The 26,311-nt window shown below is 68.6% G+C and carries 28 protein-coding genes and 1 pseudogene; 11 read left to right on the top strand and 18 right to left on the bottom strand.

The genetic code is table 11. From position 1 onward, the window contains the following. The first annotated feature begins 570 nt into the window (after positions 1 to 570). The 5 genes from ACIBI9_RS62860 (at position 571) to ACIBI9_RS62840 (ending at position 4,141) form a co-directional block, all read left to right on the top strand. On the top strand, positions 571 to 831 hold the full coding sequence (locus ACIBI9_RS62860; RefSeq protein ID WP_397237856.1) for a sensor histidine kinase: 261 nt from the start codon (positions 571 to 573) through the stop codon (positions 829 to 831). Positions 832 to 917: 86 nt separating this feature from the next. Continuing rightward, positions 918 to 1,478 (top strand): GNAT family N-acetyltransferase, encoded by a 561-nt coding sequence (locus ACIBI9_RS62855; RefSeq protein WP_397237854.1) that lies wholly within the window; start codon positions 918 to 920, stop codon positions 1,476 to 1,478. A 438-nt stretch (positions 1,479 to 1,916) separates the two neighbouring features. Further along, complete coding sequence (locus ACIBI9_RS62850; RefSeq protein ID WP_397237852.1) at positions 1,917 to 2,654, top strand: hypothetical protein; 738 nt, start codon at positions 1,917 to 1,919, stop codon at positions 2,652 to 2,654. A 146-nt stretch (positions 2,655 to 2,800) separates the two neighbouring features. After that, complete coding sequence (locus tag ACIBI9_RS62845; protein WP_397237850.1) at positions 2,801 to 3,172, top strand: RidA family protein; 372 nt, start codon at positions 2,801 to 2,803, stop codon at positions 3,170 to 3,172. Positions 3,173 to 3,304: 132 nt separating this feature from the next. Next, positions 3,305 to 4,141 (top strand): alpha/beta fold hydrolase, encoded by an 837-nt coding sequence (locus ACIBI9_RS62840; RefSeq protein ID WP_397237848.1) that lies wholly within the window; start codon positions 3,305 to 3,307, stop codon positions 4,139 to 4,141. Positions 4,142 to 4,801: 660 nt separating this feature from the next. Here ACIBI9_RS62840 and ACIBI9_RS62835 read toward each other — a convergent pair. The 12 genes and pseudogenes from ACIBI9_RS62835 to ACIBI9_RS62780 all read right to left on the bottom strand — a co-directional run bounded on the left by ACIBI9_RS62835 (position 4,802) and on the right by ACIBI9_RS62780 (position 16,605). Next, positions 4,802 to 6,166: an ankyrin repeat domain-containing protein gene (locus tag ACIBI9_RS62835; protein WP_397237846.1), complete on the bottom strand. Its 1,365-nt coding sequence runs from the start codon at positions 6,164 to 6,166 to the stop codon at positions 4,802 to 4,804. A gap of 130 nt (positions 6,167 to 6,296) precedes the next feature. Then, positions 6,297 to 6,449, bottom strand: a complete 153-nt coding sequence (locus ACIBI9_RS62830; RefSeq protein ID WP_397237844.1) for a hypothetical protein — start codon at positions 6,447 to 6,449, stop codon at positions 6,297 to 6,299. A gap of 96 nt (positions 6,450 to 6,545) precedes the next feature. Next, positions 6,546 to 7,619, bottom strand: coding sequence for an HAD-IIIC family phosphatase (locus tag ACIBI9_RS62825; protein ID WP_397237842.1), 1,074 nt, complete (start codon positions 7,617 to 7,619; stop codon positions 6,546 to 6,548). Further along, positions 7,616 to 8,704 (bottom strand): acyl-CoA dehydrogenase family protein, encoded by a 1,089-nt coding sequence (locus ACIBI9_RS62820; RefSeq protein WP_397237840.1) that lies wholly within the window; start codon positions 8,702 to 8,704, stop codon positions 7,616 to 7,618. Before ACIBI9_RS62820 ends, ACIBI9_RS62825 begins: the two co-directional genes overlap by 4 nt. After that, positions 8,701 to 9,555, bottom strand: a complete 855-nt coding sequence (locus ACIBI9_RS62815; RefSeq protein WP_397237838.1) for a 3-hydroxyacyl-CoA dehydrogenase family protein — start codon at positions 9,553 to 9,555, stop codon at positions 8,701 to 8,703. The genes ACIBI9_RS62820 and ACIBI9_RS62815 overlap by 4 nt, the downstream gene beginning before the upstream one ends. Before the next feature lie 3 nt (positions 9,556 to 9,558). Continuing rightward, the gene (locus tag ACIBI9_RS62810) at positions 9,559 to 10,275 is read right to left on the bottom strand and encodes a cytochrome P450 (protein WP_397237836.1); all 717 of its coding nucleotides are present in this window, start codon (positions 10,273 to 10,275) and stop codon (positions 9,559 to 9,561) included. Beyond that, complete coding sequence (locus tag ACIBI9_RS62805; protein WP_397237833.1) at positions 10,266 to 10,553, bottom strand: hypothetical protein; 288 nt, start codon at positions 10,551 to 10,553, stop codon at positions 10,266 to 10,268. The genes ACIBI9_RS62810 and ACIBI9_RS62805 overlap by 10 nt, the downstream gene beginning before the upstream one ends. A gap of 2 nt (positions 10,554 to 10,555) precedes the next feature. After that, a complete protein-coding gene (locus tag ACIBI9_RS62800) occupies positions 10,556 to 12,283 on the bottom strand; it encodes an amino acid adenylation domain-containing protein (protein WP_397237831.1) in 1,728 nt (575 codons plus the stop codon). 21 nt (positions 12,284 to 12,304) lie between these two features. Beyond that, on the bottom strand, positions 12,305 to 13,057 hold the full coding sequence (locus ACIBI9_RS62795; protein WP_397237829.1) for a thioesterase II family protein: 753 nt from the start codon (positions 13,055 to 13,057) through the stop codon (positions 12,305 to 12,307). Between the two features lie 34 nt (positions 13,058 to 13,091). After that, positions 13,092 to 13,325: an acyl carrier protein gene (locus ACIBI9_RS62790; protein WP_397237827.1), complete on the bottom strand. Its 234-nt coding sequence runs from the start codon at positions 13,323 to 13,325 to the stop codon at positions 13,092 to 13,094. After that, positions 13,326 to 14,638, bottom strand: a pseudogene (locus tag ACIBI9_RS62785) (acyltransferase domain-containing protein). Between the two features lie 947 nt (positions 14,639 to 15,585). Then, complete coding sequence (locus tag ACIBI9_RS62780) at positions 15,586 to 16,605, bottom strand: serine hydrolase domain-containing protein (RefSeq protein WP_397237825.1); 1,020 nt, start codon at positions 16,603 to 16,605, stop codon at positions 15,586 to 15,588. 241 nt (positions 16,606 to 16,846) lie between these two features. On the opposite strand from ACIBI9_RS62780, the gene ACIBI9_RS62775 reads away from it, so the two are divergent. After that, positions 16,847 to 17,395, top strand: a complete 549-nt coding sequence (locus ACIBI9_RS62775) for a hypothetical protein (RefSeq protein WP_397237823.1) — start codon at positions 16,847 to 16,849, stop codon at positions 17,393 to 17,395. A gap of 101 nt (positions 17,396 to 17,496) precedes the next feature. Here the strand turns inward: ACIBI9_RS62775 and ACIBI9_RS62770 are convergent, their stop codons facing one another. Next, positions 17,497 to 17,652, bottom strand: a complete 156-nt coding sequence (locus ACIBI9_RS62770; RefSeq protein ID WP_397237821.1) for a hypothetical protein — start codon at positions 17,650 to 17,652, stop codon at positions 17,497 to 17,499. A 54-nt stretch (positions 17,653 to 17,706) separates the two neighbouring features. On the opposite strand from ACIBI9_RS62770, the gene ACIBI9_RS62765 reads away from it, so the two are divergent. Further along, positions 17,707 to 17,841 (top strand): hypothetical protein, encoded by a 135-nt coding sequence (locus tag ACIBI9_RS62765; RefSeq protein ID WP_397237819.1) that lies wholly within the window; start codon positions 17,707 to 17,709, stop codon positions 17,839 to 17,841. Between the two features lie 185 nt (positions 17,842 to 18,026). Here the strand turns inward: ACIBI9_RS62765 and ACIBI9_RS62760 are convergent, their stop codons facing one another. From ACIBI9_RS62760 to ACIBI9_RS62745, 4 genes are all read right to left on the bottom strand, one after another. After that, positions 18,027 to 18,665, bottom strand: coding sequence for a hypothetical protein (locus tag ACIBI9_RS62760; protein WP_397237818.1), 639 nt, complete (start codon positions 18,663 to 18,665; stop codon positions 18,027 to 18,029). Between the two features lie 41 nt (positions 18,666 to 18,706). Beyond that, positions 18,707 to 19,030, bottom strand: coding sequence for a transposase (locus tag ACIBI9_RS62755; RefSeq protein WP_397237816.1), 324 nt, complete (start codon positions 19,028 to 19,030; stop codon positions 18,707 to 18,709). A 377-nt stretch (positions 19,031 to 19,407) separates the two neighbouring features. Beyond that, entirely contained in the window at positions 19,408 to 20,127 is a 720-nt protein-coding gene (locus ACIBI9_RS62750) for a TetR/AcrR family transcriptional regulator (RefSeq protein ID WP_397237814.1), read from the bottom strand. A gap of 91 nt (positions 20,128 to 20,218) precedes the next feature. Continuing rightward, complete coding sequence (locus ACIBI9_RS62745; RefSeq protein WP_397237812.1) at positions 20,219 to 21,439, bottom strand: FAD-dependent monooxygenase; 1,221 nt, start codon at positions 21,437 to 21,439, stop codon at positions 20,219 to 20,221. A 68-nt stretch (positions 21,440 to 21,507) separates the two neighbouring features. Here ACIBI9_RS62745 and ACIBI9_RS62740 point away from each other — a divergent pair, with 68 nt between their 5' ends. The 4 genes from ACIBI9_RS62740 (at position 21,508) to ACIBI9_RS62725 (ending at position 24,676) form a co-directional block, all read left to right on the top strand. Next, positions 21,508 to 22,272, top strand: a complete 765-nt coding sequence (locus ACIBI9_RS62740) for an alpha/beta fold hydrolase (RefSeq protein WP_397237810.1) — start codon at positions 21,508 to 21,510, stop codon at positions 22,270 to 22,272. 184 nt (positions 22,273 to 22,456) lie between these two features. Next, positions 22,457 to 23,170 carry an SDR family oxidoreductase gene (locus ACIBI9_RS62735; RefSeq protein WP_397237808.1) on the top strand — a complete coding sequence of 238 codons (714 nt, stop codon included), beginning with the start codon at positions 22,457 to 22,459 and terminating at the stop codon, positions 23,168 to 23,170. Beyond that, positions 23,152 to 23,616 (top strand): hypothetical protein, encoded by a 465-nt coding sequence (locus tag ACIBI9_RS62730; RefSeq protein ID WP_397237806.1) that lies wholly within the window; start codon positions 23,152 to 23,154, stop codon positions 23,614 to 23,616. The genes ACIBI9_RS62735 and ACIBI9_RS62730 overlap by 19 nt, the downstream gene beginning before the upstream one ends. Positions 23,617 to 24,277: 661 nt before the next feature. Further along, on the top strand, positions 24,278 to 24,676 hold the full coding sequence (locus ACIBI9_RS62725) for an SDR family oxidoreductase (RefSeq protein WP_397237804.1): 399 nt from the start codon (positions 24,278 to 24,280) through the stop codon (positions 24,674 to 24,676). A 74-nt stretch (positions 24,677 to 24,750) separates the two neighbouring features. On the opposite strand, the gene ACIBI9_RS62720 is transcribed toward ACIBI9_RS62725, so the two are convergent. Next, a complete protein-coding gene (locus ACIBI9_RS62720) occupies positions 24,751 to 26,073 on the bottom strand; it encodes an aspartyl protease family protein (protein WP_397237803.1) in 1,323 nt (440 codons plus the stop codon). Positions 26,074 to 26,311 lie beyond the last annotated feature (238 nt).

Genomic DNA, 26,311 nt, shown 5'->3' with positions numbered 1-26,311 from the left:
CCTTCGAATACGAAGCCCTCTACCGCGCAGAGATCAACTCAGTTACTCTCGCCCCAGCCAGATAACCCGGTCTCCAACAGACCCGGCGCGGTTCACACCTCTTCGGTGCGGGAACCATCAGTTCTTGGCTGGTGGGCGTGGTACGGCTCGGTGCGGACATTGATTTTCCTCTTTCACGTAAGTGCATTCGTTTCTTGGCGCTCCGCCAAGCGTGGAGTGAGAACCCTCGGATGCGTCGGATTGCGCACCGTGAGCCCTTCACCCAAGATGCCCGAGACCTGCTAGGAAGTCGTTGATGGTGAGTGCCAGCATGCGGTTGACGATGCGTTCCACCGTCGCCCGGCCACTGCACTGACTTTGCGGCGCGACAGCAAGGCGGACAGGGCTGAATGCTGCACGTCAGCCCTTTGGCCGGCGTGCGTCCGCGGCCCGTCATGGGCGAGCCGCGCCCGAGAGTCCTCCTGGAGCCACCGCCGTGCGTGCGGCCCGCGACGACGTCGTTCTGGACCAAGATCGGCCAGGCCGCTGGCATGAGGCGCCAGTCCGCACACGAACGATGGGGCACTGACCATGGCCGGTAACTCCGACGACCAGAAGAAGGCGCGCGGCGAGCTCGCCCAGCACGCCTTCGAGACCGCAGGCCGCCCTGGCGTCGGTCTCGGCCTGGCGATCGTCAAGAGCATTGCCCACGCACACGGCGGAACACTCACCATCACCGCGCGTCCCGCCGACGGGCTCAGGCTGGCCGTCACTGCAGCGCCGATGGATCGTCGAGAGCTCCATGGACAGCTGGCTGATGCGCGCGCTGCGAACGAGTTGCAATGCCCTTGAGGCCGGCTAGGTGTGCGTCAACGCCACGGGCACGGGCGAGTGCGGCAGCCTCAGACAAGGGGCCCGTGGTCTATGATCACGGGCCTATGAGCCAATTGCGCACGCTATCTGCCCCGGAAATCCCTTCGGAACGACTCCTGCTTCGCAAAGCGTACGCTGCCGACCGTGAAGAATTCATCGAGCTCATGACCGATCCCGAGGTTCAGGAATACATCGGGGGTCCCCGGCCTCGGAGTGACGTCGAGCAGCACTTCGATGCAGCCATGACCGCCAACGCGGCATCCAGGCCTGGCAACTATGTCATCGCCGACAACACGACGAACCGACTGATGGGAACATTGATGCTCGCCCACCGGCCGGCCGATCGCCCCGGGCATGTCACCGAGGATGGCGAGGCACTGGAACTGGGCTATGTACTGCGACGCAGTGCATGGGGCGCGGGGTTCGCATTCGAGGCCGCAACGGTCGCGTTGCGCGCAGCGGCTGACGAACTCCCCGACCAGCCGGTCGTGCTCGTAACCCAGACCGCGAACAAGCGATCTCTGAAACTCGCCGCCCGCCTTGGCTTCCGCCCTGTCAGCACGTTCGAGGAGTTCGGCGCTGAGCAGACCCTCTGCACCGCTCCCCTGTCCATGTTCCAAATCTGATCTCAGGATCCAACACAGCGGCTCTCATGCCAGGAGACAGCCGCCGCTCGGGGTCGGTTTCCTCTGACGCGCACTGGTTGATTGCGTGTACACCAGCGTCGGCGGCACCCACCCCTGCAGGCAGCACCACGACAGGAACTCCCCGACCGTCCCCATGATGGCGTTCGCGGTGCCCTCGCTGCGATACCGCGTCGTCGCCGTAGCGCGGCGGCATCGGCTCATCCACCAGCCAGCGCATCATCGCCATCAGATGCGGCAGGCTCGGGCTCGACCAGTCCAGGCAAGACTCTCCTTGATCGCCTCGCGTTCGATCCGGTCCGTAGTCTCCAGCGTCGCGTGGGCGAATCCGCGCCCCCGTACGCGCATGACGACGCCTCACTCGTCCACCGTCATCCGCCGTGGTCGGCGCCGCGTTCGCAGGCCGTACGATCATCGACCATGACGCGAGCTCAGCCCGCCGAGTACCGGCAGTTTCTCGACGGCGTTGCCCGAGCGATGACCGAAGAGGACGACATCTGGCAGTTCCAGATGCTGGCGGGCCGGTCCACGCTGGTGGCCCACGCCGCCGACGACGAGGTGGTGGTGGCGCTCATCGACGCCGGATCGCTGGATGTGACGGTCACCGTCGATGACATCGTGCGCGTGGCGGACCTCGCTGTTCAGGTGGGAACGACTGCCGCTTCCGAAGGGCGGCCCGCAGCGTTTGTGTGCTCCCGCCGCACACCGACCGAAGAAGCCGTTAAGGCCGCCTACCTGCGTAAACTGCGGATCCTGAGCGTTCACCCAACGGGCGAGGACTCCTGGGGCTACGACATAGCCACCCTGTCCCATCAGAAGTTCACGCGGCCGCCGAACGCTCCCACCCTCAGCGAGCAGCAGTGGAGCGTCATACACGACGGCATTTACGGCGCGGTCTTCTACGACGCCCAGCAGACCCCGATCGCCTCGTTCGCAGGCCTGTGCGCCGTGTTGAACTGGCAAGAGAAGACGGGGGTGGTCTCCTGGGGCTCCCGGCATTTCGACCTGCCCGCCGGAACGTTGATGCTCGTTCCCGGCCAGCCACCTCTACCCGTTGTCGGCGTGACCCTGCAGTTCCACAAGGAGACCCGTCCGCTACGCGGCACACGGGAGGAGAGCGCCGTCGCCGATCTCGTGACCGACTGGCTGTGGGGTTGACGAGCCTCCGGTCCATTCGCGGTGCTCGGCTCCTGTTCGGCGACGCGTGGAACGCGGTGAAACAGCCACTGCTCAGCGCGCTGCTGCCGCCTGAAGGGTGAGATATCTCAGTTGCCATGGGATCACGCGGCTGTGATCATTCCCGCATGATTACTCCTGGTCCGGTGGTGCCCGATGGCGGCGGGTACGTCCATTCGTACGAGATCACGGCTCCTGCGCGAGTGGTGCACATCAGCGGGCAGATTCCTGTGGCTCCGGACGGTGCCGTTCCGGAGGGATTCGCGGCGCAGTGCCGTCAGGTGTGGGCCAATGTGGCAGCCGTCCTGGCGCATCACGATATGGCGCTGTCTGACTTGGTGAAGGTCACTACCTTTCTGTCCGATCGGGCCTACCGCGCGGAGAATTCTGCCATCCGACGGGAGGTCCTTGGCGATCACGCTCCGGCACTCACGGTCATCATCACAGGCATTTACGATGACGCATGGATGCTGGAGATCGAGGCGATCGCCGCACGGTAGGGATCCTCCCGGGCGGCGGCAACAAACTGTTCGCCGAAGCCGGGACCGTGCCGTTGGAACCGGTCCGGTGACGTCCTGCTGTGCTGCCTCCCGCAAGCCTCAAGTGCACGTCGACGAGGAAAGAGCGATGAGATGATCGAGCTGGACGTCCCGGTGGGCGGAGGTCGCACGCTACACGTCTATGACACCGCCTCGGAGGAGGGTGGGCGGTTGCCTGTCATGTGGCATCACGGCACGCCCAACGTAGGGGCGCCTCCGGAGCCGCTCTTCGCCGCGGCCGACAGGCTCGGGCTGCGCTGGGTGTCGTTCGACCGGCCGGGCTACGGTGGCTCCAGCGTCGCACCGGGGCGCACCATCGCGTCGGTCGCCGGTGACGCGGCAACAGTCGCGGACGCACTCGGCATCGATCGGTTCGCCGTCGTGGGGTACTCCGGCGGCGGGTCTTACGCTCTGGGGTGCGCAGCGGTTCTGGGCGATCGCGTCCAAGCGGTGCTGAGCCTGGCCGGCATCGCCCCGTACGGCGCGGCCGGACTGGACTGGTTCGCCGGGATGATTCCGTCCGGTGTGGCCGCGCTGGGGACAGCGGCGGCGGGCCGCGAGGCAAGGGCGGCGCTGGAGGCGTCGGGGTTCGCCTACGATTGCGAGTTCACCGCGGCTGATCTGGCCTTGTTCGAGGGGCCGTGGGAGTGGCTGGGGAAGGTCGGAGAACCGGCTCTCGCGGCCGGCCCGTACGGCCAGATCGACGACGACGTCTCCTACACCCTTGCCTGGGGTTGTGATCCCGGCACCATCAGCGCCCCGGTCCTCCTCCTGCATGGCACCGAAGACCGGATCATCCCTGTCGGCCACGGGTCGAGGCTGGCGGCCCATTGCCCGACCGCCGAGCTGCGCCTCTGCGAGGGCGACAGCCACTTCACCGTCGTCACCCACGCCGAACAAGGCCTGGAGTGGCTTCGCCGGCAGCTCTGACGTCCGGGCCGCAGCACGGTCGGGCCCCTGACGGTGCGTACCACGTGGGAGGCACCGGTACGGGTGCCGTTCGAGACCCCCTGGCCGGCCTTCCCCTCCTCGCCGCCGCCCTCGGTGCGCTCCTCGCCCGCGAGCAACCGCACGTCCCAACACCCGCTGCGCCTCGGCCCTAAAACCTTCCTCTCGGGTTCGTGTGATGGGCCGCGAGGTAGGGGCGGCCGGAATACCGCTGGCTTCGGCTGGCATGCCCGCCTGGGCGCAGAACGCCGGCATCGGCGGGCCCCGCAGAGGTTCCCAGCCCTCGTGGGTTCGGCAAAACCTGGATAGTGGCCATTGGGGGTTGTAGCGGGATAACCCGGGCAGGGGCCGCCGGGTTGGTTGTGTGTCGATGAGATGTGACAGCGATCGTTGCGCTTGAAGGTGACGCCGCTGAGAAGTAACAGCGCCCTGGGCTTGCGGTGGAAGTATTGACGTGCTTGCGGGATGAGGTGGCGCTGGTACAGCCCAAGTTCAAGATAGAGCTGTACGCGGCGACCCGCCGCGATTCTCGAGCGGGCCCGCGCCCCCGACGGACCTGAATGTCGGGGCAGGTCCTGCGTGAGCTCGAAGACGAGGGCGGGACGATCTGCGCGGTGGGCAGCCCGGACGCACAGCAGGAATTCAGCGCGATCGAGCCTCGATCAGGTCGTGGAGCTGCTGGGTCACGGGATCGTGGGGGTGAGCGGCGTGGGATATGTGCAGCCAGCCGTCGGCGTCGGTTTGGAGGAGATCGTCGCGGATGGATGGGTCGGCACCGCGCTCCAGGAGCAGGCGGATCACTTGGAGACGACCGCCCGGGATTGCCCAGTGCAGGCCGGTCCGCCCGAGGTAGGGCGCTACGTCGGGATGGACGCCGCGGTCGAGGAACCAGCGCACGACCTCGATCCGGCCGTGCTGGCAGGCATGGACGAACGCCTCTCCCACGATCTCCTCCGGATCATCGGTCGCCGGCAGCCGAGACGGAAAGCCCGCGCCGGTGTCGGCGAGGTCGGGGCGCGCCGACGCGGCGTCCGGCCGGAGGCTGCCGTCCGCGTCGAAACAGGTCCGCACCAGGTCCAGACGGCCGCAGGCGGCATACGTCCAGAGCGCCTGCGGGACGATCCCGTACTCGGCGAGCAGGTCGACGACCTCCGTGTTGTCGAGGAGGATGGCGTTCTCCAGCGGGGTACTCCCCCATTTCCGGACGCCAGGGTCGGCGCCGGCGTCGAGCAGCAGGCGCACGTATTCGACCCGGTTGGAGCGGGCAGCCCAGGTGAGCGGGAGATCCAGATTGGTGGCCTTGCCGAGCAGGACCTCTACTGCGGCGCGTGGCACGCCGAGCTCCTTCTCAAGCCGGACGCCGGGGATCGTCTCGGGGCCCGCGAGCATGTGCAGCAGGGTGTCGGCCTGCTCGGCGGTCAGACCGGCCAGCCGATCGGTGTCGCCGGCCAGCAGGGCTTCGGCCTCGCGGTGCAGCCGCCGCCGCTTCTCCTGACGTTCGTCGAGATCGCGCCGGGATTTCTCGGTGAACGACACGAGCTCCTGCCAGGTCGGGAAGCCGAGCTCCCGCGCGATGATCAGCCGCGCGTCGCGAAGCTCCGCGGTCGCGGCGGAGGTCGTGGTGGCGTGCCGGGGCAGGTAGGCCCGCAACCGTCGCAGCGCGCTGGGATCGTCGCGGCGCAACTCGACGAGGAGGGCGTCGGCCATCGAGGCGTAGATGCCCGGCCTGACTCCCATGAGGCGGGAGACCGGCCGTTCTTCGGTGGTGCTGCGGTTTTCGACGTGGGCGCGAAACTCGGCCCAGGTCCGGAATCCGTGTTCCTGAGCGAGCACGAACTGGGCGTCGCTGAGCAGGAACCGCTCGGCGGCCCGCTCGCCCAGCACTTCGGCCACCCGAGCTTGTGCTGCCGCATCGCCAGCGGCGTACGCGTGGTGCAGGTGCTTGGCCCGCTTGCGGTAGTACTCCAGGTTCGGATGGGCCGGCAGCTCGAAATGACGATCGAACATCACAACCTCCTTCGTCGCCGAGGTCCGCTTGCCCGGCCGGAAAGAGGTTGGTCTTGTCCGGTGTGTTGACGTGTTGCTCGAGGTGGGAAAATCCCTGCCCGCGGACTGGCAGCGCCCTCGCACGCTCCTTTCACACTATTGATTGGCTCCGAGCGAAAGCAACCCCAGAAGGGGCGATCGACCAGCCGTACAGGCCGCGGGTGAGGTTGATCTCGATCGTCGGCACGTACTGGCCGTTGAACAGCCGCATGGTCTGGCCCGGAAGCGTGCCGGGGATCGACACCCGCTCGACGAATGAGCTGGCGGTCCAGGAACTCCACCAGCCGCTCGTACACGCCGGGCCCGTAGCCGCCGACCGGCCCGATGGCATAGACCGGGGTCAGATCGAGGTTCTCCCCGGACAGGCTGTGCGGTGTGCTAGGAGGTCGGGGGCGATCAGGCGCATGGTTGAAGGCGGAGTGCCTTCGGCAGGGATCAGATGGAGGAGGTTTCCCTCGGTGGGCGGGACGTGGCAGGTGCATGAATCAGGGCGGAAGCCCATGAATCTGTAGGTTATCGCCATCATTCTGTTCCGCTCGGTTCTGCGGAAATCGGCGATCAGGTGTGCACCCGCCCGTGCCGCCTGCGTGCCGAGCCATGACAGGAGCACTGAGCCCACGCCGAAGGACACCACCCGGCACGACGCCGCCAGGAGCTTCAGCCGCCAGGCCGCAAGGCCGCGCTCCAGCAGCATGAGCGCGATCGAGCCGTGGGAACCGAAGCGGTCGGTCAGGGAGGCGATGAGGACGTCGTGTGCCGTGTCCGCGAGTAGGGAGCGCAGGACGGTTTTGGGGTAGTGGACTCCGGTGGCGTTCATCTGGCTGGTCCGCAGGGTGAGTTCCTCGACGCGGTCCAGGTCCGGCTCGGCGGCGCGCGTCACGCGCAAGACCATGGCGAGTGAGCGGAGGAAGTCCTCGTCGGGGCCGGTGAACCCTTCTCGCTCGGCAGTCCTGTGGAAGGACGCCTGGTACATTTCCCGCCGGTGCCGGGACTCCTCGGTGACGACAGGCTGGAACTCTGGCAGATCCGGCAGGGCCGAGGCCTGTTCGGCCGGAAAGCAGCGCACGTCCGGTAAGTGGTAGGCGACCTCGGCGCGTTCGGCCGGTTGGTCGTCGACGAAGGCCACCGTGTGGTGTGCGAAGCCCAGGCGTTCGGCGATGCGCCGGACCGCCGCCGATTTGGTTCCCCAGCCGATCTCCGGAACCACGAAATAGCGGTCCAAGCCGAGGGCGCGCAGGCGAGCCCAGGCGTGCTCGTGGTCGTTCTTGCTGGCCACCGAGTTCAGGATGCCCCGGGCGTCCAGTTCGCTGATCACGCGGCGTATCTCGTCGCTGACCGTGACATGCTCCGTTTCGAGCAGTGTCCCCTTCCACAGGGTCTCGTCCAGGTCCCAGATGAGGCATTTCACCGTCATGACCACTCCGCTATCGCGTGCTCGGCCAGCAGGAGCTGACTGATCTCGCTGCTGCCCTCGATGATCTCCATCACCTTGGCGTCCCGGTACGCCCTGGCCACGACGTGGTCGTCGTGTGCGCCCGCCGAGGCCAGCACCTGCACGGCCGACGCCGCGCCCCGCGCGGCGCCGCTCGCGGACAGGTGCTTGGCCACGACCACGGCCGTGACCACTTCGGGTCGGCCCAGGTCCCAGCAACGGCTGGCGTGCTCGCAGACTCTGGTCGCGGACTGCTCCGTAACCAGGAGCTCGGCCAGATACCTGGCGACCAGCTGATGCTCGGCAAGCGGCCGGCCGAACTGGCTGCGGGTCCTGGCATGGGCCACGGCCGCCGCGAGGCAGGCGCGCAGGATTCCGACGCAGCCCCAGGCCACCGAGAGCCTGCCGTAGGTGAGGGCCGACGTGATCTGCATGCCGATGGGGCGCCTGCCGGTCCCCAGCCGGTTGCCGCGCGGCAGTCGCACCTCGTCGAGGGAGACGGTCGCATGGCCGCCGGCCCGGCAGCCGAGCGGCTGAGCAACCGGTTCGACGCGTACGCCGTGCGCTCGGGCCGGGACCAGCGCCACGCCGTCACGGCCGAAGACGATGAGCAGGTCGGCGTATGCCGCTCCCGTCACCCAGGTCTTCTCCCCCTGGACGACGATGTCGTCGCCGTCGTCGCTGATCCGCGTCGCTATCGCCGACAGGTCGCTGCCCGCCGAGCGCTCGCTGAACGCGACTCCCGCCAACGTCCCGGAGGCCAGCTTCGGTAGGTAGGCGGCGCGCTGCTCCGCCGTGCCCAGGCGCTGGACGACCCAGGCGGCCATGCCCTGGGAGGTGAGCACGCTTCGTAGCGAGCCGCACAGGCTGCCGACGTGCGCGGTGAACTCCCCTGCCTCAAGGCCGGTCATCCCCAGGCCGCCGTACGCCGCGGGAACCTGTGGACACAGCAGACCGCCGGAAGCCAGCCTGCGCAGGAGCTCGGCGGGCAGCCGTCCCTCTCGGTCCCACCGGCCGGCCTGGTCGCCGACCAGCTCGGTCACCATGCTGGCCGCCGCAGTCGTCACAGGGGCTCCAAGTGCTGGAAGAAGCCCTGGCCGCTCTTGCGGCCGAGTTCGCCCGCGCGGACCTTGGCGAGCAGCAGGGGCGCCGGTTCGTACCCGGCGTCACCGGTACGGTGATGCAGCACGGTCAGCGAGTCGGCCACGTTGTCCAGTCCGATCAGGTCGGCGGTGGCCAGCGGCCCGATCGGGTGTCCGAGGCAACCGGTGAAGAGCGCGTCGACGTCCTGGGGCGTGGCGATCCCCTCTTCCACGATGCGGACCGCCTCGTTGATCACGCGTTGCAGGACGCGGTTGACGACGAAGCCGGGGCCGTCTCCGACGATCACACCGCGTCTGCCTGTCGCGGTCAGCAGGCTTTTCGCCGCGGTCACCGCCGCCTCGCCGCTGCGCGGTCCGCGGACCACCTCGACCACGTCGATGAGATACGGCGGGTTCATGAAGTGCAGGCCCACGAGATCCTGCGGCCGGGACGTGGCCTCGGCCAGTTCGTCGATGGGTATGGCCGAGGTGTTAGACGCGATGAGGGTGCCTGGCACGACCACCGTCGAGGCCTCCCGCAGTACCTCCGACTTGAGGTCGGGGCATTCGGTCACCGACTCGATGACGACGTCCGCGGGGGCGATGCTCGCCGGCGACGTGCTCGTGGTCACCTTCCCCGACGGCCGGCCAGACGGCAGCGCCTTCATCATCCTGGCCAGCCGCAGTTGGCCGCGGACCTGGGCCGTCGCCCTGGCCAGCGCCTGCGGATCGGCATCGACCAGGATCACCGGCAGGCCGTAGCCGGACAGAAGCGTGGCGATGCCCGTGCCCATCACGCCCGCGCCGATCACCGCCACTGTGCGTCGGTCAGTCATGACTCACCCGCAGTTCGCTGAGGCCGCGCAGGCCCAGGTTCGGCCGCCAGACGATGGGGCCGGGGACGGCGCGCAGGCGAGGAACCGACGCAGCAACTCGGTGAACGCGACCTGGCCCTCCACCCTGGCCAGTCCCGCACCGAAGCAGAAGTGCGCGGCCCAGCCGAAGGCGAGGTGGCGGTTGCTGGAGCGTGCGAGGTCCAGCCGGTCAGGATCGGGGAACTGTCCCGGGTCGCGGTTGGCGGCCCCCATGACCGCGATGACCGCCTGGCCACGCCGGACCGGCGTGTCGCGGATCGTCGTGTCCTCGGTGGCCACGCGAGCGGTGTGCTGGCTGGGACTCTCGTAGCGCAGCAGCTCTTCCACCGCCTGCGGAACGAGCGCGGGATCCGCCCGCAGCCTCGTCAGCTCGCCGGGGTGCCTGATCAGGGTGAGCAGCCCGTTGCCGATGAGATTGGTCGTCGTCTCCTGGCCGCCGACCATGGTGAGGATCGCGTTGGTGACGATCTCGTCCTCGGTGAGGCTGTCTCCGTCGACCTTCCCGATGACCAGCGCGCGCAGGAGCCCGTCTCCTGGCGTCACCGCCGCGCGGCGAACGGCCTCCCGGAAGTAGCCGGTCATCTCTTCGAGGCTGCTCAGCAGCAGATGCGCGCGCTCGGGATTGTGCTGAAAGTTGCCCAGCATCTCGGCGAAGGTCTCGGACCAGCGTTTCAGCAGCACGTGGTCTTCGGTGGGCAGCCCGAAGAGCTCGGCGGTGACGATGGCGGGCAGCGGAGGCCGAGCATGACCAGCTTGTCGGGCGGCGGCGTGCGCACGGCGGAGAACCTGGTCAGCACGTCGGCAACGTCGCCGTACCGGGTCACGACCCAGGCGTGGAGATAAGGGTCCCAATGGACGGGGGCTTCCCGGCGCAGACGGTGGTAGAGGGGATAGGGATCGGCCAATACCTCGGGGGCGAGGAGCCGGTGCAGGCTCAGCTCGCTGACGTCGTCTGTCATGGTCAGCCCGCTTCCTCCTGGATCTCGGCCGCGAGCCGGGCCGCGTCCTGGTCGCTGAGCGCCTCCAGTTCGTCCAGCAGCAGGCGGTCGATCTCCTGCGCGAGTTCCCGCACCGTGGGGTGGTCGAACAGGAAGCGCAGGGGGATGTTCACGCCGAACCTGTCCCCCACCTGCATCAGGAGTTGTGCGCCGAGCAGGGAGTGGCCGCCCAGGCGGAAGAAGTTCTCGGTGACGCCGACGCGCTCGATGGTGAGGATCGCGGCGACGAGAGGGGCCAGCGCGGTCTCGGTCTCGGTGTGCGGCTCCGGTCCCGCGTGCTCCGGCGGGTCGGGCAACGCGCCGACGTCGACCTTTCCGTTGGCGGTCATGGGCAGCTCCTCCAGCCAGACATAAGCGCTTGGCAACATGGGTTCCGGCAATTGGGCGGCGAGGAAGGGTTCGAGGTCGGCGGGGGCATCGGCGACGGCCACGACGTAGGCGACCAGGGTGGTTCTCGCCACGACCACGCTGGAGCGGACGTGGGGATGGCGCGTGATGGTGGCGGCGATCTCATCGGGTTCTATTCGGATGCCGTTCATGTTCACCTGCATGTCGGCGCGGCCGAGGAACTCCAACTCGCCGTCCGGCCGCCTGTGGGCCAGGTCGCCGGTCCTGAGCAACCGGCCACCGGGCCGGCCGCTCAGGTGGTCGGGCACGAAGCGTTCACGGGTCAGGTCGGGATCGCCCAGGTAGCCCCTGGCCACCAGCGGCCCGCCGATCAGGATCTCGCCTTCCAGGGACGGCCGTAGCCGGTCGTCCACGACGTGGATCTCAGCGACGTCGATCGGGCGCCCGATCGACGGCCGGCCGTCCTGGTCCGGGCGGACGGGTCCGGACGTGGAGACGACCGTCGCCTCAGTGAGGCCGTAGTTGTTCACCAGGGTGAACGGCAGGTCGGCGGGCGGCCGACGGTGCAGCACGTCGCCGCCGGTGAGCACGGTGCGCAGCGCCGTGTCGCGGGGCCATGGCAGGACCATGAGCGCCTCGGCGAGTGCGGTGGGCAGGAAGCCGATCGTGACGCCTCGCTCGACGATCCAGTCGCGCAACGCCACGGGATGGGCGCGGATCTCCCTGGGCGGGATGTGGATCGAGGCGCCCGCTCCCAGGTTCGCCCAGGTCTCCCAGACAGCGGCGTCGAAGCCTGGACCGGCGAGGTGGAGTGCTCTGTCGGCGGCGGTGATCCCGAACGCCCTGTGATGCCAGTCCACCAGGGCACGCAGCCCGCGGTGCTCGACCAGCACCCCCTTGGGACGGCCGCTCGACCCCGACGTGTAGACGATGTAGGCCAGGTCCTCGTCCAACGGGACCGGGGAGTGGTGGGCGTCGTCGCGCGCCGGAACAACGCCGTCGTGCGTGATGAGGGCCCGCGCGCCGGAGTCGGCGAGCATGAACCGCAGCCGTTCCTCCGGATAGTCCGGGTCCATCGCGACGTACACGCCACCCAGTTCGAGCACCGCCAGCGCGCCGACGGCCAGCGCCGCCGACTGCGGCACGCACAGCCCGACCGGGCTGCCGCGGTCCACTCCGAGCCCGCGCAGCCGATCGGCCAGTCCGTGCGCCCTTTCCAGCAACTCGCCGTAGCTCAACTCGGCGTCCGGCGCGACGATGGCCGGCGCGCCGGGACGGGCCCGCGCCCGCGAGGCGACCAGCGAGTTCACCCGATCAAAGGTCTTCCCCTGGGAACCGGACACCGGCGTATCTCCTCCCCTCACTCATGGGAACAGGCTGAAGGCCGAGGCGACCACGTCGGCCACCGACTTCCATCTGCGGGACAGGTAGAAGTGCCCGCCCGCGTAGGTCATGAGACGAAAGGCCACGCTGGTGTGCGCAGCCCAGGCACGCATATCGTCGACGCCTGCCGCAGTGTCTCCTTCGCCCGCGACTGCGACGATCGGACAGCTCAGCGGCCCCGCGCCGGGGTCGTACCTGTAACCGGCCATCGTCTGGTAGTCGGCGCGTAGCGCGGGCAGGACGAAGGGCAGGAGTTCGGCGTCCGCGATGATTTCTCCGTCCTGGCCGGACAGTGCCCGTGCCTCGGCGACCAGTGCCTCGTCATCGTCCAGCGTTCCTTTCGCGGGCCGAATCCGTGATGGCGCGGACACCGCGGAAACGAACAGCGCGCACAGTGCCACGCCCTCACGGGCCAGGCATCGGGCGGTCTCGAAAGCGAAGATTCCGCCCATGCTGTGGCCGAACAGCACCAGCCGGCTGTCCCGCCACGGCAGCAACGCCTCCGTGACGCGTTCGGCGGCCGTCGCCACCTCGGCAGCAGGAGGTTCGGCCAGGCGGTCCTGGCGGCCCGGGTACTGCACGCAGAGCACCCCCACCCGGTCCGACAGTGCCGCCGACATCGGATGGTAGAAGGCCGCGCCGCCCCCGGCGTGCGGAAAGCACACGGCCAGCGGCGCACCGTCCGGGGCCGGATGGTACCGGCGCAGCCACGATTCACCGGAGAAGATGGTCATCCCTTTCCCAGTTGAACGACGTCCGGGCAGCGCATCAGTCACCGAGTTTGCGCAGCACGAAATCCTCCATCGCCGCGACGCTTCTGAAGTTGGCGAAGTCCAGTTCCTCGTCCTCGACGACAATCGCGAACTCGCTTTCCACGAACATGACGAGCTGGAGCGCGAACAGCGAGTTGGCCAGGCCCGTCTCAAACAGATCAGTGTCATGTCCGGTCGGGCCGACATGGCGTGCCAGGAACTCGCTGACCTTGAGCGCGATGTCGGACATTCAGCCTTCTCTCTCCGCCGGCCAGTAGTGCTGCCGGTCGAACGGGTAAGTAGGCAAGGGGACCCGTCGTGGTCTCCTCCCGCTGTGCAGGCGCTCCCCGTCGAGCGGCACCCCGGCCAGCCACAGCGCGCCGAGGGCGTCCAGGAGCCGACCACCGGGAGGAAGCAGCGGCAGGACGCGCGGACCACTCCGGGGGTGCTGCATGGCGAAGGAGCTCAGCCCGGTGCCGTGACCGACCTCCAGCAGGACGTGGTCGCGCGCCCGCAGCAGTTCGCCCACGGCGTTGTGAAAGTGCACCGTGCCGCACAGATGTCTGGCCCAGTGACCCGGCTCCAGGGTGGTGACCCACGTGCCGGTCAGAGGAGACAGGAAGGGGATCGTGGGCGGGTGCGAGGGCAGGTTCCCGGCCAGCCGGGTCAGTTCGGCGGCGACCGGCTCCAGGTGCGTGGAGTGGAAGGCGTGCTCCGCGTCGACCACCTTGGCGGCGACCCCGCGCGCGGCCAGCTCGGCGGCGATCGGCTCGACCCGGTCCGCGGCTCCCGACAGGACGCAGGCCATGGTGCCGTTGACGGTGGCGAGGTCCACGCCGTCACCGGTGAACGCACGGGCGTCGTCCTCTCCCAGCGCGACCGCGAGCATCATGCCCCTGGGCAGCCCGCCGATCAGCCGAGCACGCGCGGCCACCAGCCGCAGACCGTCCTCGGGGGCCAGCATGCCGGAGACGCACGCCGCGACGTACTCCCCCAGGCTGTGTCCGACGACGGCGGCGGGCTTGATCCCCACGTCCATGAGCTGCTGGGCGAGCGCGAACTCGACGACAACAGCGCGGGCTGCACGAGTTCGGTCCGCTGGAAGTCGCCTGTCGTGCCCCGGAGCATGCCGCGCAGGTCGCCGGCTCGCGGGGGCGCCGGCGAGTCGAGCAGCGGCTCGCCGATGTCCATGCCGAACTCGGCTGTCAGCAGCTTGACGCAGCGCTCCATCCAGGAGCGGAAGACGGGCCACCGCGCGTAGAGGTCGCGCGCCATGCCGAGCCGCTGTGCTCCCACACCGGGGAACATGAACATGGCCTTCTTGTCCCCCCGGACGTGGACCGGTGCGCGGCCATCGGCCAGGAGCTCCCCGGCCTCTCGGGTGCTGGACGCGATCACCGCCGTGCGGTGCGCGATCACCGCCGTGCGGTGCGCGAGCACCCGCCTGCCGGTCGCGAGGGTGTAAGCGACGTCGGAGAGGTCCGCCGCGGCGTCGGCGGCCAGATGGTCGGCCAGGTTCCCGGTGGCTCGGGCGAGCGCGGCCGGGCTCGCCGCCGACAGCATGAGAAGCTGAGGATCGTCATCACCACCGCCGCGGTCATGCGACGACGTCAGCCGCTCGGCCACGATATGGGCGCCCGCGCCGCCGACCGTGACCGAGCTGATGACCGCACAGCCGGGCGGACCGTCGCGGACGGCTTGGATGAGCGCGATCACTCCCGCGGCCGGTGAGACGCGAGCGCCGTTCCCGGACGCCCCGCCCGTCTCGCCGAAGACCTCGCGAAGAGCGGCGTCCGTGACAGCCTTGTGACCGGGCGCGTCCGGTGCGAGGCCCACCACCAGCCCGATGTCTCCGGGGCGGGCCCCCGCCCGGTCGAGTGCCGTCCTGACTCCGGCGGCACGGCCCTCCGCACCCGGTGCGGCGAAGCCCGCGCGGGGGCCGTCGCCGACGATGGCCGAGCCGCGGATGACCGCGTGGACGTGGTCGCGGTCCTCGACCGCATCCGCCAGCCGTCGCAGGACGACGACACCGGCTGGCGGGTGAGCACCAGCAGAGCGCGTAGGACCTTCATCGGGGCGCTGTTCCTCACCGTCCAGCTGGCCCTGTCCGGTGCGGTCAGTCCGGGCGCCGCTGCTGGTGTCCACGCTCGGCCGCCAGATCAGGGGCCAGCTCGACCTGCTCACCCACGCGCTCACGACGCGGTGGCCGAGGTCCGCCGTCTCACCTCCCACTCTTCTGAGTGGATCGTGGAGGGCGACATAGCAGAAGTGGGTACGAGTAAACGGGCTCCGTCGCTGGTCTTGTGACGTAGAACGCTTCGGTAGTTGATCAGGCTCGGCGCGCATTGAAGATCTTCTCCCGCATCTGGCCGGGATCGTCGTGGACGTCGTCGGGCGGGTGGCGGAAGCGCTCGCCGGCCCGCCAGGTTTGCCCCACCAGCGCCGGATTCCCCTCGCTCTCCTGAGCGGGAACCTTCGCCGCGGTTCCCGGGACACGGTCCGCATCCGCATCACCGCTGTGTGAGCTCGTTCTCCAGCAGACGGGCGATCGGCCATGCTCCGGGGGAGGAGTTGGAGATCACGGTGTGCGTCAGCTGCGCCTGGGGCCGGTGAACGCTGCGGAACGAGACGCCGGCGTCGTATCCCGAAAGCATCACCGCGTCTTTCGCTCCTGGCGATTCGGGGAGCCAGAAGCCGAGGCCGTAGCGCCTGGACTGCGACGGCACTTGGCTGCGCGGCCGCAGCATTTCCCCCACCCAGCTCGATGACACGATCTTCCCGCCGAACAGGGCACGCCAGAAGGAACCGACGTCCCGCACGGTGGAGTAGATCCCGCCGTCGCCGCTGCCGCGCACTGGCAGGTGGAGCACGTTGGTCCTCGATGTGCCCTCGATGGGCAGGTAGCCGACAGCGGTGCGGCCCGGTAGTTCGTCCGAGCGCAGGAACTCGGTGTCGTGCATGCCGGCGGGCTCGCAGACCCGGTGACGTACCAGGTCGTGGAAGGACCGGCCGTCGACGCGTTCTGCGATCAGCGCGAGTACCACGTAGCCGGAGTTGTTGTACGAGAAGCGCTCGCCGGGGGCGAACTTGCTGGGATGCCCGTCAAGCACCGCCAGGTACTGTTCGGTGGTGGCCAGCGCGTGCACGGGGATCGGCAGCACATGGTCGGTGATCTCGTGCCCGGCGTTCTCGTCGAAGTAGTCGCCGATGCCAGACCGGTGGGCCAGCAGGTGCTCGACGGTGACGCCGTCGTCGATGAGCGGGAGATCCTCGCCGAGTACCGAACGGGCGGTTGTGGACAGCTCGAGCACGCCCTGCTCGATCAGGCTGACGACCGCGAGCGCGGTCAGCCCCTTGGTGCCGCTGGCGATCGCGAACCGGGTGTCGACCGTGTTGGCGATCTTGTGAGCGCGGTGGGCCAGGCCGTACGCCTTGGCGAACTCGTTCTCGCCACCGCGATCCACCGACACCACACCGGCGAACCCGGTCGCGTGGGCTATCGCGTCGACCACGTCTTCCAGAGGGGACATGTGAACCCTTTCAGAGTGGCAGCTTGATCAGATATCGATAACGGCTGTCCGCCGGCTCCTCAACCCGGGCCTGGAGAAGGGGCTTGTCGCCCCAATCCATGCCTGTCCAAGTCCACTGCGTCTACTCGCGATCCATCCGCGTCGCTGACATAACTATGAGTAATTGATCACCGAGAGTGCGCCAGAGCCTCTTTTCCGATCACAGCACTGGATGTCCGTGCGCGCGTGCTATGCAGGCTGCATGACGGACAGGACTTACACCGAGTTGCTCACCTCCATCGATGAGGCAGCGAGGAGGCTGGACCCACGCGAGCAGGCGGCATGCCTCTACGGCCTGATCGCTCCGCTTCTCGAGCAGATTCAGCAGGAAGACGAGCCGCTCAGCGATGAGGCCGTGCTCTCGACCGCGGAGGCGGTACAGGGCATACACCTCGCGGCTGCCGGGGAACCGGTCGATGCCGATGCGGTCTACAACCAGTTGGTCCTGGTGGGCTTCGTCGAAGACCAGGATGTGGACCTCCACCTGATGTCCCAGAGGGCCCTCGCCGCGGCGGCCTGGCTACGCCTACAGACGGGTCGGGACCTGCGTTCGACGATCTTTGACGATACTGAGGAGCTGATCCCTCCGTATGCCCCATCGATGTTCACGCAGATCGTCGACCTGCTGGCATGGACGCGATCGGATCAGCTTTACACATTCTGGGAGACCGCCGTCGCCCACCCCGACGTCGCTGACCTTCCGGCCGCTACACGCGAGCTCGAGGCGATGCACTTGGAGATCACCGCCTGAGAACCTCCTGGCCGCTCACCGCAGCCCTATGGTCGGGCCTGCGCAGAGACGTCAGTCGTCGGTCGAACCTGATCAGAACCATCGTGATCAGCACAGATGACCTACACGCCAACCCGATGATCGTTTCCGGTCACAGCACCAGCCCCTCGAAGACGGATGGCCGCCCGGGCCACCAGCACGGCGAAACAGACCAGTTCGGCGATGCCAAGTACGCCCAGCAGGGCAATTTGGAGGATGCCGCTGACGCTGCCGTCCATGACTAAGGCTTACGCCACGGCCCGCACTACTGCCCGGGGGCGAACCTGGCCAGGATGGAACTGCAGGAGGCGTTCCACGCCTTGGTGACGCGCCTGCCAGGACTGCGCGCGCAGGAGGACCTGTCGGCCGTTGTGTGGAGCGATGGGTTCATCTACCGGCCGCTCCGGCTGCTGGTCAGAGCAGGCTGAGTCCGACGCGTGCGGGCCTGGCGCACACGCGGCCGCATCACCGCTGACCCGAAAATCCGACCTTCACATGGGCAGGCTGCAGCGCCCCCGAGTGGTGATAGAGAACTCGCGGTGGGTTGTGGGTCAGGCCGGCTCGGGCTCGATGAGGATGACCTTGCCGTTGCGGATGACGATCTTCTGGCCGGTCAGGGCATGAAACTGGCTGGCCAGGCTGCGAGCGCGACGGTCTTTGTCGATGCGGGTGTCGTAGTAGTCGGCGCCCAGGTCGTGGAAGTGGGCCTGGGGATCGGAGAGTAGCTGGTAGACGACGGTGAGCACCGAGTTTCTGGCGGCGACGAGGGCTCTGCATTTGCCGCCGCGGCGGGCGATGCGGCGATAACGCTCGCCGAGGAAGGTTGTCGCTCTTGCTGAAGGAGAAGACGGTCCGGCCGAGCGTGCCGGCCAGCCAGCCAGCGGTTGCCCTTGCCCTTCTTGCGGCCTGCCGACTCGTGCGTCTGGGGACAGAACTTGGCGCAGGACACTAGGTGTGCGGCGGTGGGAAAGCGGTTCATCTCGGCGTCCAGCAGGGCGGCCTGCTCGCTGAGCCGGTCGATGTCGGCCAGCATGATGCGCAGCAGCACAGCGTGGTGGTCGGTGAAGAACCCGCGCAGTGCCTCCTCCAACATGGGAATCTCGCCGCGGGCCATGTCGGCGAGCACCTTGGGATCGCGCTGGCCGTCGATCGGGGCCTGCAGCATCTGCCGGCCGGACACCCCGAAGATGTCGCTGATCATCGACGACAGCTTGACCTGGGCGTTCTCCAGCAGCTTCTCGGCCCGCTGCATCTCCCGGGTGCGGTCTTCGATCAGCGAGCGCCGGTAACGGGTCAGATCCCGCCCCGGTCAGTCTTGGCCCGGCCCGGCACGTCCTTCACCTGGCGGGCATTGACCAGCCAGCAGGCGAATCCCTCAGCCTCCAGCAGCCAGAACGCTCCCTTCCAGTAATCGGAGGTGCTCTCCATCACCACCCGGACCACGCTCTGGCAGCGCAGCCAGTCGGCCAGCTCCAGCAGTACCGCCGTGGTGGTGGCGTACGCGCGCACCTCCTGCAACCGCCGACCGGGCCGGTCCTCGTGCGGGACCCGCTCCACGTACAGGTCCTGCTCATCGACCTCTTGTACGGTGCCCCTCCCCTGGCATCCGCGGGTCACCTGCCGGAGCCGGCGGGGGATGAAAGAGGCGGCCCCTCGTGCTCATGGCTACACTGCGCGGCCCCTGAAGCAGCTCCCAGCGATCAAACTAATTAACGGCCTCACCCGCGCCATGGATGAACCGACGTCGGCGGGCAACCCGCCCCTATTTTCCCGCCTGAGCGGCGTCCCGAGCAGGGACGAGGGAACTAATCAGACGGACAACGGTGGCTTCAGGGCCGCTGGCTCGACGAGCCCGCCCTGGTGTGTGCTTCTCGGTCCCCGGCACGCTGTATTCGGCCTGACACGGCGCGGTGGTGGCCGCGCGGGCGACATCCATGGAGCCGATGGGCACGGCGTGGTGCCGACGCTGAACGGCACGGTCTCGAGGACGCGGGTCATCTGGTTCCGGCGGCGCCCGCCGCAACGAGCCCCAGGAGGTTGTCGTGAATCTCGGTGAACCGGGCCCGCACCGCTTCCGCGGCCTTGGCGACATCGCGCGCGGCGGGGTCGCGAGGCCGTTCGAGCAGCAGCTGGACGGTGTCGGCGAGGGCGGTTTCGGGATCGTCGATGCTGAGCGGGCCTGCGACATCGGGGTCGTTCATGACGGTGCTGAACCCGACCAGCACGGCGTGCAGGGCGTACATCTGCCTGGACAGCGGGAGATCGTCGCGCACGATCCCGTGGTCGCGCAGGATCGTCAGGACCGCGTTGCCCATCGCGCTCGTGGTCGCCTCGGCGAAGCGCTCCTGGTCGGCGGGGCGGTGGAGCAGCTGCCGCAGGACGGTGTCGTCGGTCATGAGCCACCGTAGCCACGGGTTGCCCAGTGTCGTGCGGATAAGCAGCGGAGCGAGACGGCGGGGCAGGATCGACTGCGGGTCCTGGGCGATCTGGTTGTTGATGGTCTCGATCCAGGCCAGCACCTCGCGCGCGGCCAGCCCCACCAGCAGGTCTTCCTTGGTCTCCCAGTACAGGTAGACCGTGCCCTTGCCCACGCCCGCGGCCGCGGCGATCTCGGCGATGGTCACCTTGCGGACACCGTGTTCGAGGACCAGCTCGCGCGCGCTGTCGAGGATTCTGGCCGCCTTGACGGAGTCGTGTTCGATCAGCCGGCTCACCGTCGTGGTTCCTCCCGTTCGCTCTTCGGCGGCATGATGTCACGTGGGTTCACGGAGGTGAACCCTACCGTGCGGCGGGCCCCGAACCGGGTCACGTCAGGCCGATGTCGACCGTCTTCATCCGAGAAGCCTTGCTGCGATGCTCGGCCTCCGAGAGGAGCGTTCTGCCGAGCGTCGTCCCCACCACATGGTCGAAGACGAACCGGATCCCGTACTCGGTGCGGTCGGCCGGGACGAAGAGCTTACGCATGGCCATGCCGGAGCCCTGGTGGAACTCGATGAAGGGGCGGAGTTTCTCCTCCCAGGCCCGCAGCGCCCGCGGCACGTCTCCGGGATGCCGCTCCAGCATCGTGCCCAGCATGTCGGCCCCGGCCAGACCGCTGGAGGCCCCCATTCCCGAGTAGAGGGTCAGGCACCACGCCGAGTCGCCGACGAGCACCACCCTGCCCTGGTGCCACGTGTCGAGCCGCACCTGCTCGGCGGTGTCGAACAGGTAATCTGGCGCCTGCTCGAACTGGTCGAGCAGCCAGCCGAGCGTCGCACCCGTGGGCTCCGGTCCGAACACCGCCCGCAGCGAGTCGATGGCGGGCCGGGTGAACTCGCGGTCCACATCGTCGGTCCGGTAGTTGAACAGCACCGTCGGTGGCCGGTCGGCGAAGGCGAACACCCATGCCGACCGGCCCAGCTCGGACATGATGATTCCGTCCGTACCCCGGAAACCGGGGACCGGGCCGGGCAGGGCGCACGCCGCGAGCATGTAGCCGAGACGGTAAATGCGGCCCTCATCGGGCCCGAACGCCAGGCGGCGCACGGTCGAGCGCAGCCCGTCGGCCCCGACCACGAGGTCGAACCGTTCGGTGACCACCGTCCCCGCGGCCCGATCCTCGATGTCAACCTGCACGCTTTCCGCGTCCTGGCGTAGCGCGACCGGAACGGAGGAGTACCGGATCTCCACGTCCTCGGGCAGGGCGTCGAACGCGGCCTGCTCGACGTCGCCGCGCACGACCGGGCGTGACTCGCCGGCCACGGCCTCGGCGAAGCCCATGCCGCGCCGCCGCCGGCCCGCGCGATCGACGTTGTAGTAGGCGATGTCCGTCGAGAAGCGGTTCGGCACCTCGATGCCCAGGCGCTCTGCCGCGGTGATCCCGGTGCCGAAGAGGGTGAGGAAGTACCCGCCGCGGCGGCGTTCGGCTGCTTTCTCCAGGACGACAACGTCCCAGCCCGCCTTGTGCAGCCGCAGCGCGGAGGCGGTTCCGCTGACGCCGAGTCCGACTACAAGAGCCCGCTGTCGCGGGGTGGTGTTCGTCTTCATGGCCGAGACTATACTCGCTGACCAGATTGGTCATCTGGTCAGCCACCAACATGAACGGAGTCCCGCCCATGCCAACCGTTTTCGTCCACGGCTTCCCTGAGACGCCGGAGGTCTGGGAGCCGCTGCTCGTCGAGCTCGAACGTGTCGCTCCCGCTCGCCCCGGCCCGATCCGCCTGTCCCCGCCCGGTTTCGGGGCGCCCTTGCCGACAGGATTCGGTGCGACCATCGGTGATTACCGGGACTGGCTCATCGGCGAATTGGAGCGTTTCGCCGAGCCCGTCGACCTGGTCGGGCACGACTGGGGCGGCGTGCACACCCTCAACGCGGTGATGGCACGCCCGGACCTCGTGCGCAGCTGGGTCAGCGATGTGATCGGCCTGTTCGATCCGGACTACGTGTGGCACGAGTTCGCCCTGAGTCAGCAGGCGCCGGAGAGCACGGGACCAGACCCCGCCGTCCCGCTCGGCCCGGACCTCGCGATGCGGGTCGCGATGCTCGTGAAGTTCGGCATGAGCGAGCCGGCGGCCAAGCGGGTCGCGGTAGGCCAGGATGAGGCGATGGGGCGGGCCGCACACGCGCTCTACCGATCAGCCGCCCAACCGGTGATGGCCGAGCTGGGCCGGAACCTCGAACGCGCGGCGCAGCGGCCGGGCCTCGCCCTGCTCGCCACCGAGGACCTCTTGGTCGGGACCTACGAACAGCGGTGCCGTACGGCGCGGCTGGCCGGCGCCGGGACCGCGACGCTCGACGGGCTCGGCCACTGGTGGATGACCCAGGACCCCGGCCGTGGTGCCCAGGTGCTCACCGATTTCTGGGACTCGCTGGACCGCTGACGGTGACCACCGATCACGGCTCGCCGTACAAGAACCACGCCCCAGTGAACGCGCGACGGTTCTGGGCTGCAACATCCTGCCCGCTCACGGCTGCGCCCAACCGACAAGCAGGTGCGATCGGCTGTCACATTCAGCCCCTCGTACTTGTCTTGTTTACCGATTCGACGAGAAAGGACAGAACACAATGAGGATAGCGGTGGCCGGGGGAACCGGCTGGGTCGGCAAGCTGGTGGTTGAGCGGGCGCGGGAGCAGGGCCACGAGGTCGTGGTGATGTCCCGGTCGAGCGGCGTCGACCTGATAACGGGGGCCGGTCTCGACGAGGCGCTGCACGGTGTGGACGTCGTGATCGACGTGGCGAACGTGACGACGCTCAGCCGCAAGACGTCGGTGGCGTTCTTCGAGACCGAGACACGCAACCTGCTGGCGGCGGAGGAGCGGGCGGGCGTAGGCCACCACGTGCTCCTGTCGATCGTCGGGGTCGACCGGGTCGACTCGGGCTACTACATCGGCAAGCGCTGCCAGGAGGAGCTGGCGCTGGCCGGCCCGATCCCGGTGACGCTCCTGCGGGTGACGCAGTTCCACGAGTTCGCGGCGCAGATGCTCGACAAGGTGCCTGGCCCGGTGAAGGTGGCGCCGTTGATGGTGAGCCGGCCGGTCGCCGCCTCCGAGGTCGCCGCCGAGCTCGTACGCCTGGCCGAAGGCCCCGCCCAGGGCCGGGCGACGGAACTGGCCGGCCCCGAGGTGCTGACGATGGCATCGATGATGCGCCGCCTGGCCAAGGGCAAACTGGTGCTGACGGTGCCCGTCGGCAAGGCGATGGCGAACGGTGGCGTGCTGCCGGCCGGCGACTTCCGCAGCGGGAAGATCACCTTCGAGCAGTGGGCGGCGTCGCGATGACCGTGACGGCCAAGCGCTGGATCGCCGGGGTGCTGGCGGTGGCGGCGGCGTACCAGGGGGTGTGGGCGGCGGCGTTCCCGCGGTCGTTCTACAACGACTTCCCGGCGCCGGGGCTCCACTGGGTGGCGGCGCTCGGCCCGTACAACGAGCATCTGGCCGTCGATGTGGGGGCACTCAACCTGGCGCTGCTGGTGCTGAGCGTGTGGGCGCTGCGCCGCCCGACCCGGGAGTCCCTGGCGGTGGCCGGGGGCGCATGGTCGATCTACAACGCGATCCACTTCCTGTGGCACATGCTGCACCTACACGTCTTCCCGATCATCGACAAGATCAGTGTGGCGGTGATATTGGGTGGCCTCCTGATCCTTTCGATCCTCATGATGCTGCCCCTCAAGGAGACCAGACCCGGTCCTTCCGGACGCCTCGGCGAGGATGCTCGGCAGGGCTGACCTCAGACGTACGCCCGCGGTGTATAGCTGGGAGTCGCATCTTCAACGTGCCGGCGGCTCCGGCTATCACTCACATCCGCCATCTGTCGTTCACGGCCTCAAAACTTGATCCACGGCTCAGGACGTCCGCACGGCCACCAGGCCGCCGACCAGCCGGCCCTCGCGGGCCACCGCGCCCACCCGGGCCAGCGCGTCGTCCAGGCTCGCCGGGGCCTGGTGCAGGTGCAGCGCACCAGCGTGCGTGCGGTCTTGCCGGCGAGCTCCGCGCCCGTACCGCCGAGGGGGCTGACGTCGTCATCCACGGCCGCGACCGCACGCGTGCCGGGGCCATGGCCGAGGCCATCCGGGCGGCCTTGGGCAGCGCCCGCATGGTGACCGCCGCGGGCTGGAGCCAGATCAACGTCGTCTCCGCCGTTCGCATGATCCTGCGCGTGGTCCCCCGCATGCATGAACACGGCTCGGTCCGCGTCATCCAGATCGGCGGCGGGCTCGCCGTCCAGCCGAGCGCCGGCCTGCCTCACTGCACCGGCATCACAGCCAACACCGTCGCCCCCGGCGCCATCCTGGTCGACACCGTCCAGAGGCTCCTCACCGACCTCGCCGGCCCGCGGCTGGGACGAGACGTGGGCGGAGATCGAACGCAACTCGATCGAGAAACGACATGGGCCGGCTGGGACGGCCTGAGGAGATCGCCGCCGCCGTCCTTTACCTCAGCGGCCCGCTCGCCGACTACGTCACGGGCACCACGCTGCCGGTGGATGGCGGCACTGTCCGTGCGGTGTCCACTGATCGCCCCAGTGCCGAGCTGATGGAGGTCTTCACGGTCGGACGCGCCACCGTCCACCGGATGCCGGAGCGGGCCCGGCGTGTCGACGCCGGACTGCCGACGGCCGACAGGTCCTTGAAGTACGTCGCCACGGGTTCGCTCCGGGCCCCACGCTCGTCCAGCAGCCGGTACGGTTCCCAGCCGTTTCCGGTAACTGCCCTACATCGAACACGACAAGGCGCTTCGAATCCCGTTCGGGATGCCGGGAAGGTAGCAGAAGGGCCTCTGACCTGACGACTTCTCGGCACCCCACGTAAGGTTCCCGATGTCGCCGGCGGCTCTCATGACGCCCGTGCAGTCGCGGATGATCAGGTGGCCTTGCCGCGGGCGATGTAGAGGTTCATGTCGGTGAAGTCGAGGGTGACGTTGTAGGGCTTGAAGAAGCAGTGGGCGAAGTGCCCCGTCATGTCGATCCCTGACCCGTAGGGCCAGGGCACGTTGACCGGCATGTTCGGGTCCGTTTCGCAGTAGACCTCCTTGGCGACGGCGTTGCCGAGGCGGATCTCCTTCGGGTAGCAGGGGTAGGAGATGGTGGGGTGGCTGTGGGCGAACGTCTCGATCGGGCGGTCGTAGTCGGTGCGGACCCGCAACCGCTTGGCCGTTGCCCCGGGCATGCCCGCGGCGACCTCGCCGATTCCGCCGATGGTCACGCCCACCACCCGTGGGCCGGAGTCGGCGATGCCGGCGATGCTGCCCAGGCTGTGGATCCCGTGGTCACGGGCCAGCCACATCGGCAGGGGCTCTGCGCCCGCCTGTTTGGCGGCGGCGCGTGCCTTCCTGGCCGTTTCGGGGGTTCGGCGGCGCAGGATCAGCTGCCGGCCCGCGTAGTCGAAGGTGGTCAGCAAGTGGTAGAAGACCCACGTGCCGATCAGGCCGTCGCTGTCGGTGCCGACATCTTCGCCCGACTCCTTCGCCGACCAGCCCACAGGGACGTTGCGCAGTTCGATGCCGCCCAGCTTGAAGGAGTCCAGCACCCCGTAGTGCACCCATATGGGGGTGCCCTCGAAATCGGTCTTCTGACTGACGATGGGGCTCAGCCCGGCCTCCTTGGCTACCGACGCGCGCATGCTCAGATTCGGGGCGCCGGTGTAGAACGTGAAGCGCTTCGGCGGTCCGCCGTTGACCGAGGCCTCCACCAGCGGCTTCGGGTCCAGCTGCTGGAATGGCACCCGAGCGATGTCGCCATGGATCTGGTACGGCTCGCCGCTGACCGCCGCGAACCACTTGGCGTAGGCTTCCTCGCCGGCCGCTTGCCAGCGTGGTGCGGAGAGGGCGAGTTTGTCCTGCCGGATGTAGCAGTCGCCCAGGAACTCGTTGGTTTCCTTGTCGTCGGGCGCCAGGTCGAGGGCCATCTTGAGGTATTTCTCGGCGTCGGGGAACCGGTTGGACAGCAGCCCGACGTAGCCGCGCTGGCGGGCCGCGTGCAGGTTCGTGGGGTCTGTCTTCAGGAGCTTCTCGTACGCCCGGCCGGCCTCCTCGAACTTCCCGGCCCTGAACAGCGCGTCGGCGTCACCACTGCCGGCCAGCGCCGTGGCTGCCCTGCCCAGCAGCGGCGTGGCCGCGGCGGCACCGGCCAGCACAGCGGCGCCCCGAAACAGCGAACGCCGGTCCCATTTCCCGTCATCAGCCACGCCTTCTCCTTTTCGTGATCGCCTTCGTCGTAACGTTCTGTCCCAGCGGCCGGATCGCTTCGCAGCACGCTCCATAACTCGCCCGCCGGTCGACCCCGTCCACTGTCGGCTGGCCGCGTCCCCGCCTCGTTCGCGCCGTGTCATGGTTGTGTCACAGTCGCGCCCGCCCGGTCGCCGGCCCTCACCTACGCGCCGCCATCTTGCGGATCCGAAGCCCCCCAAGATCCGAACCCCAGAA

The organism is Nonomuraea sp. NPDC050451 (genome assembly GCF_044458585.1).
Note: the sequence above shows the minus strand (reverse complement) of the source record. Positions and strands in the feature narration are given on the sequence as shown.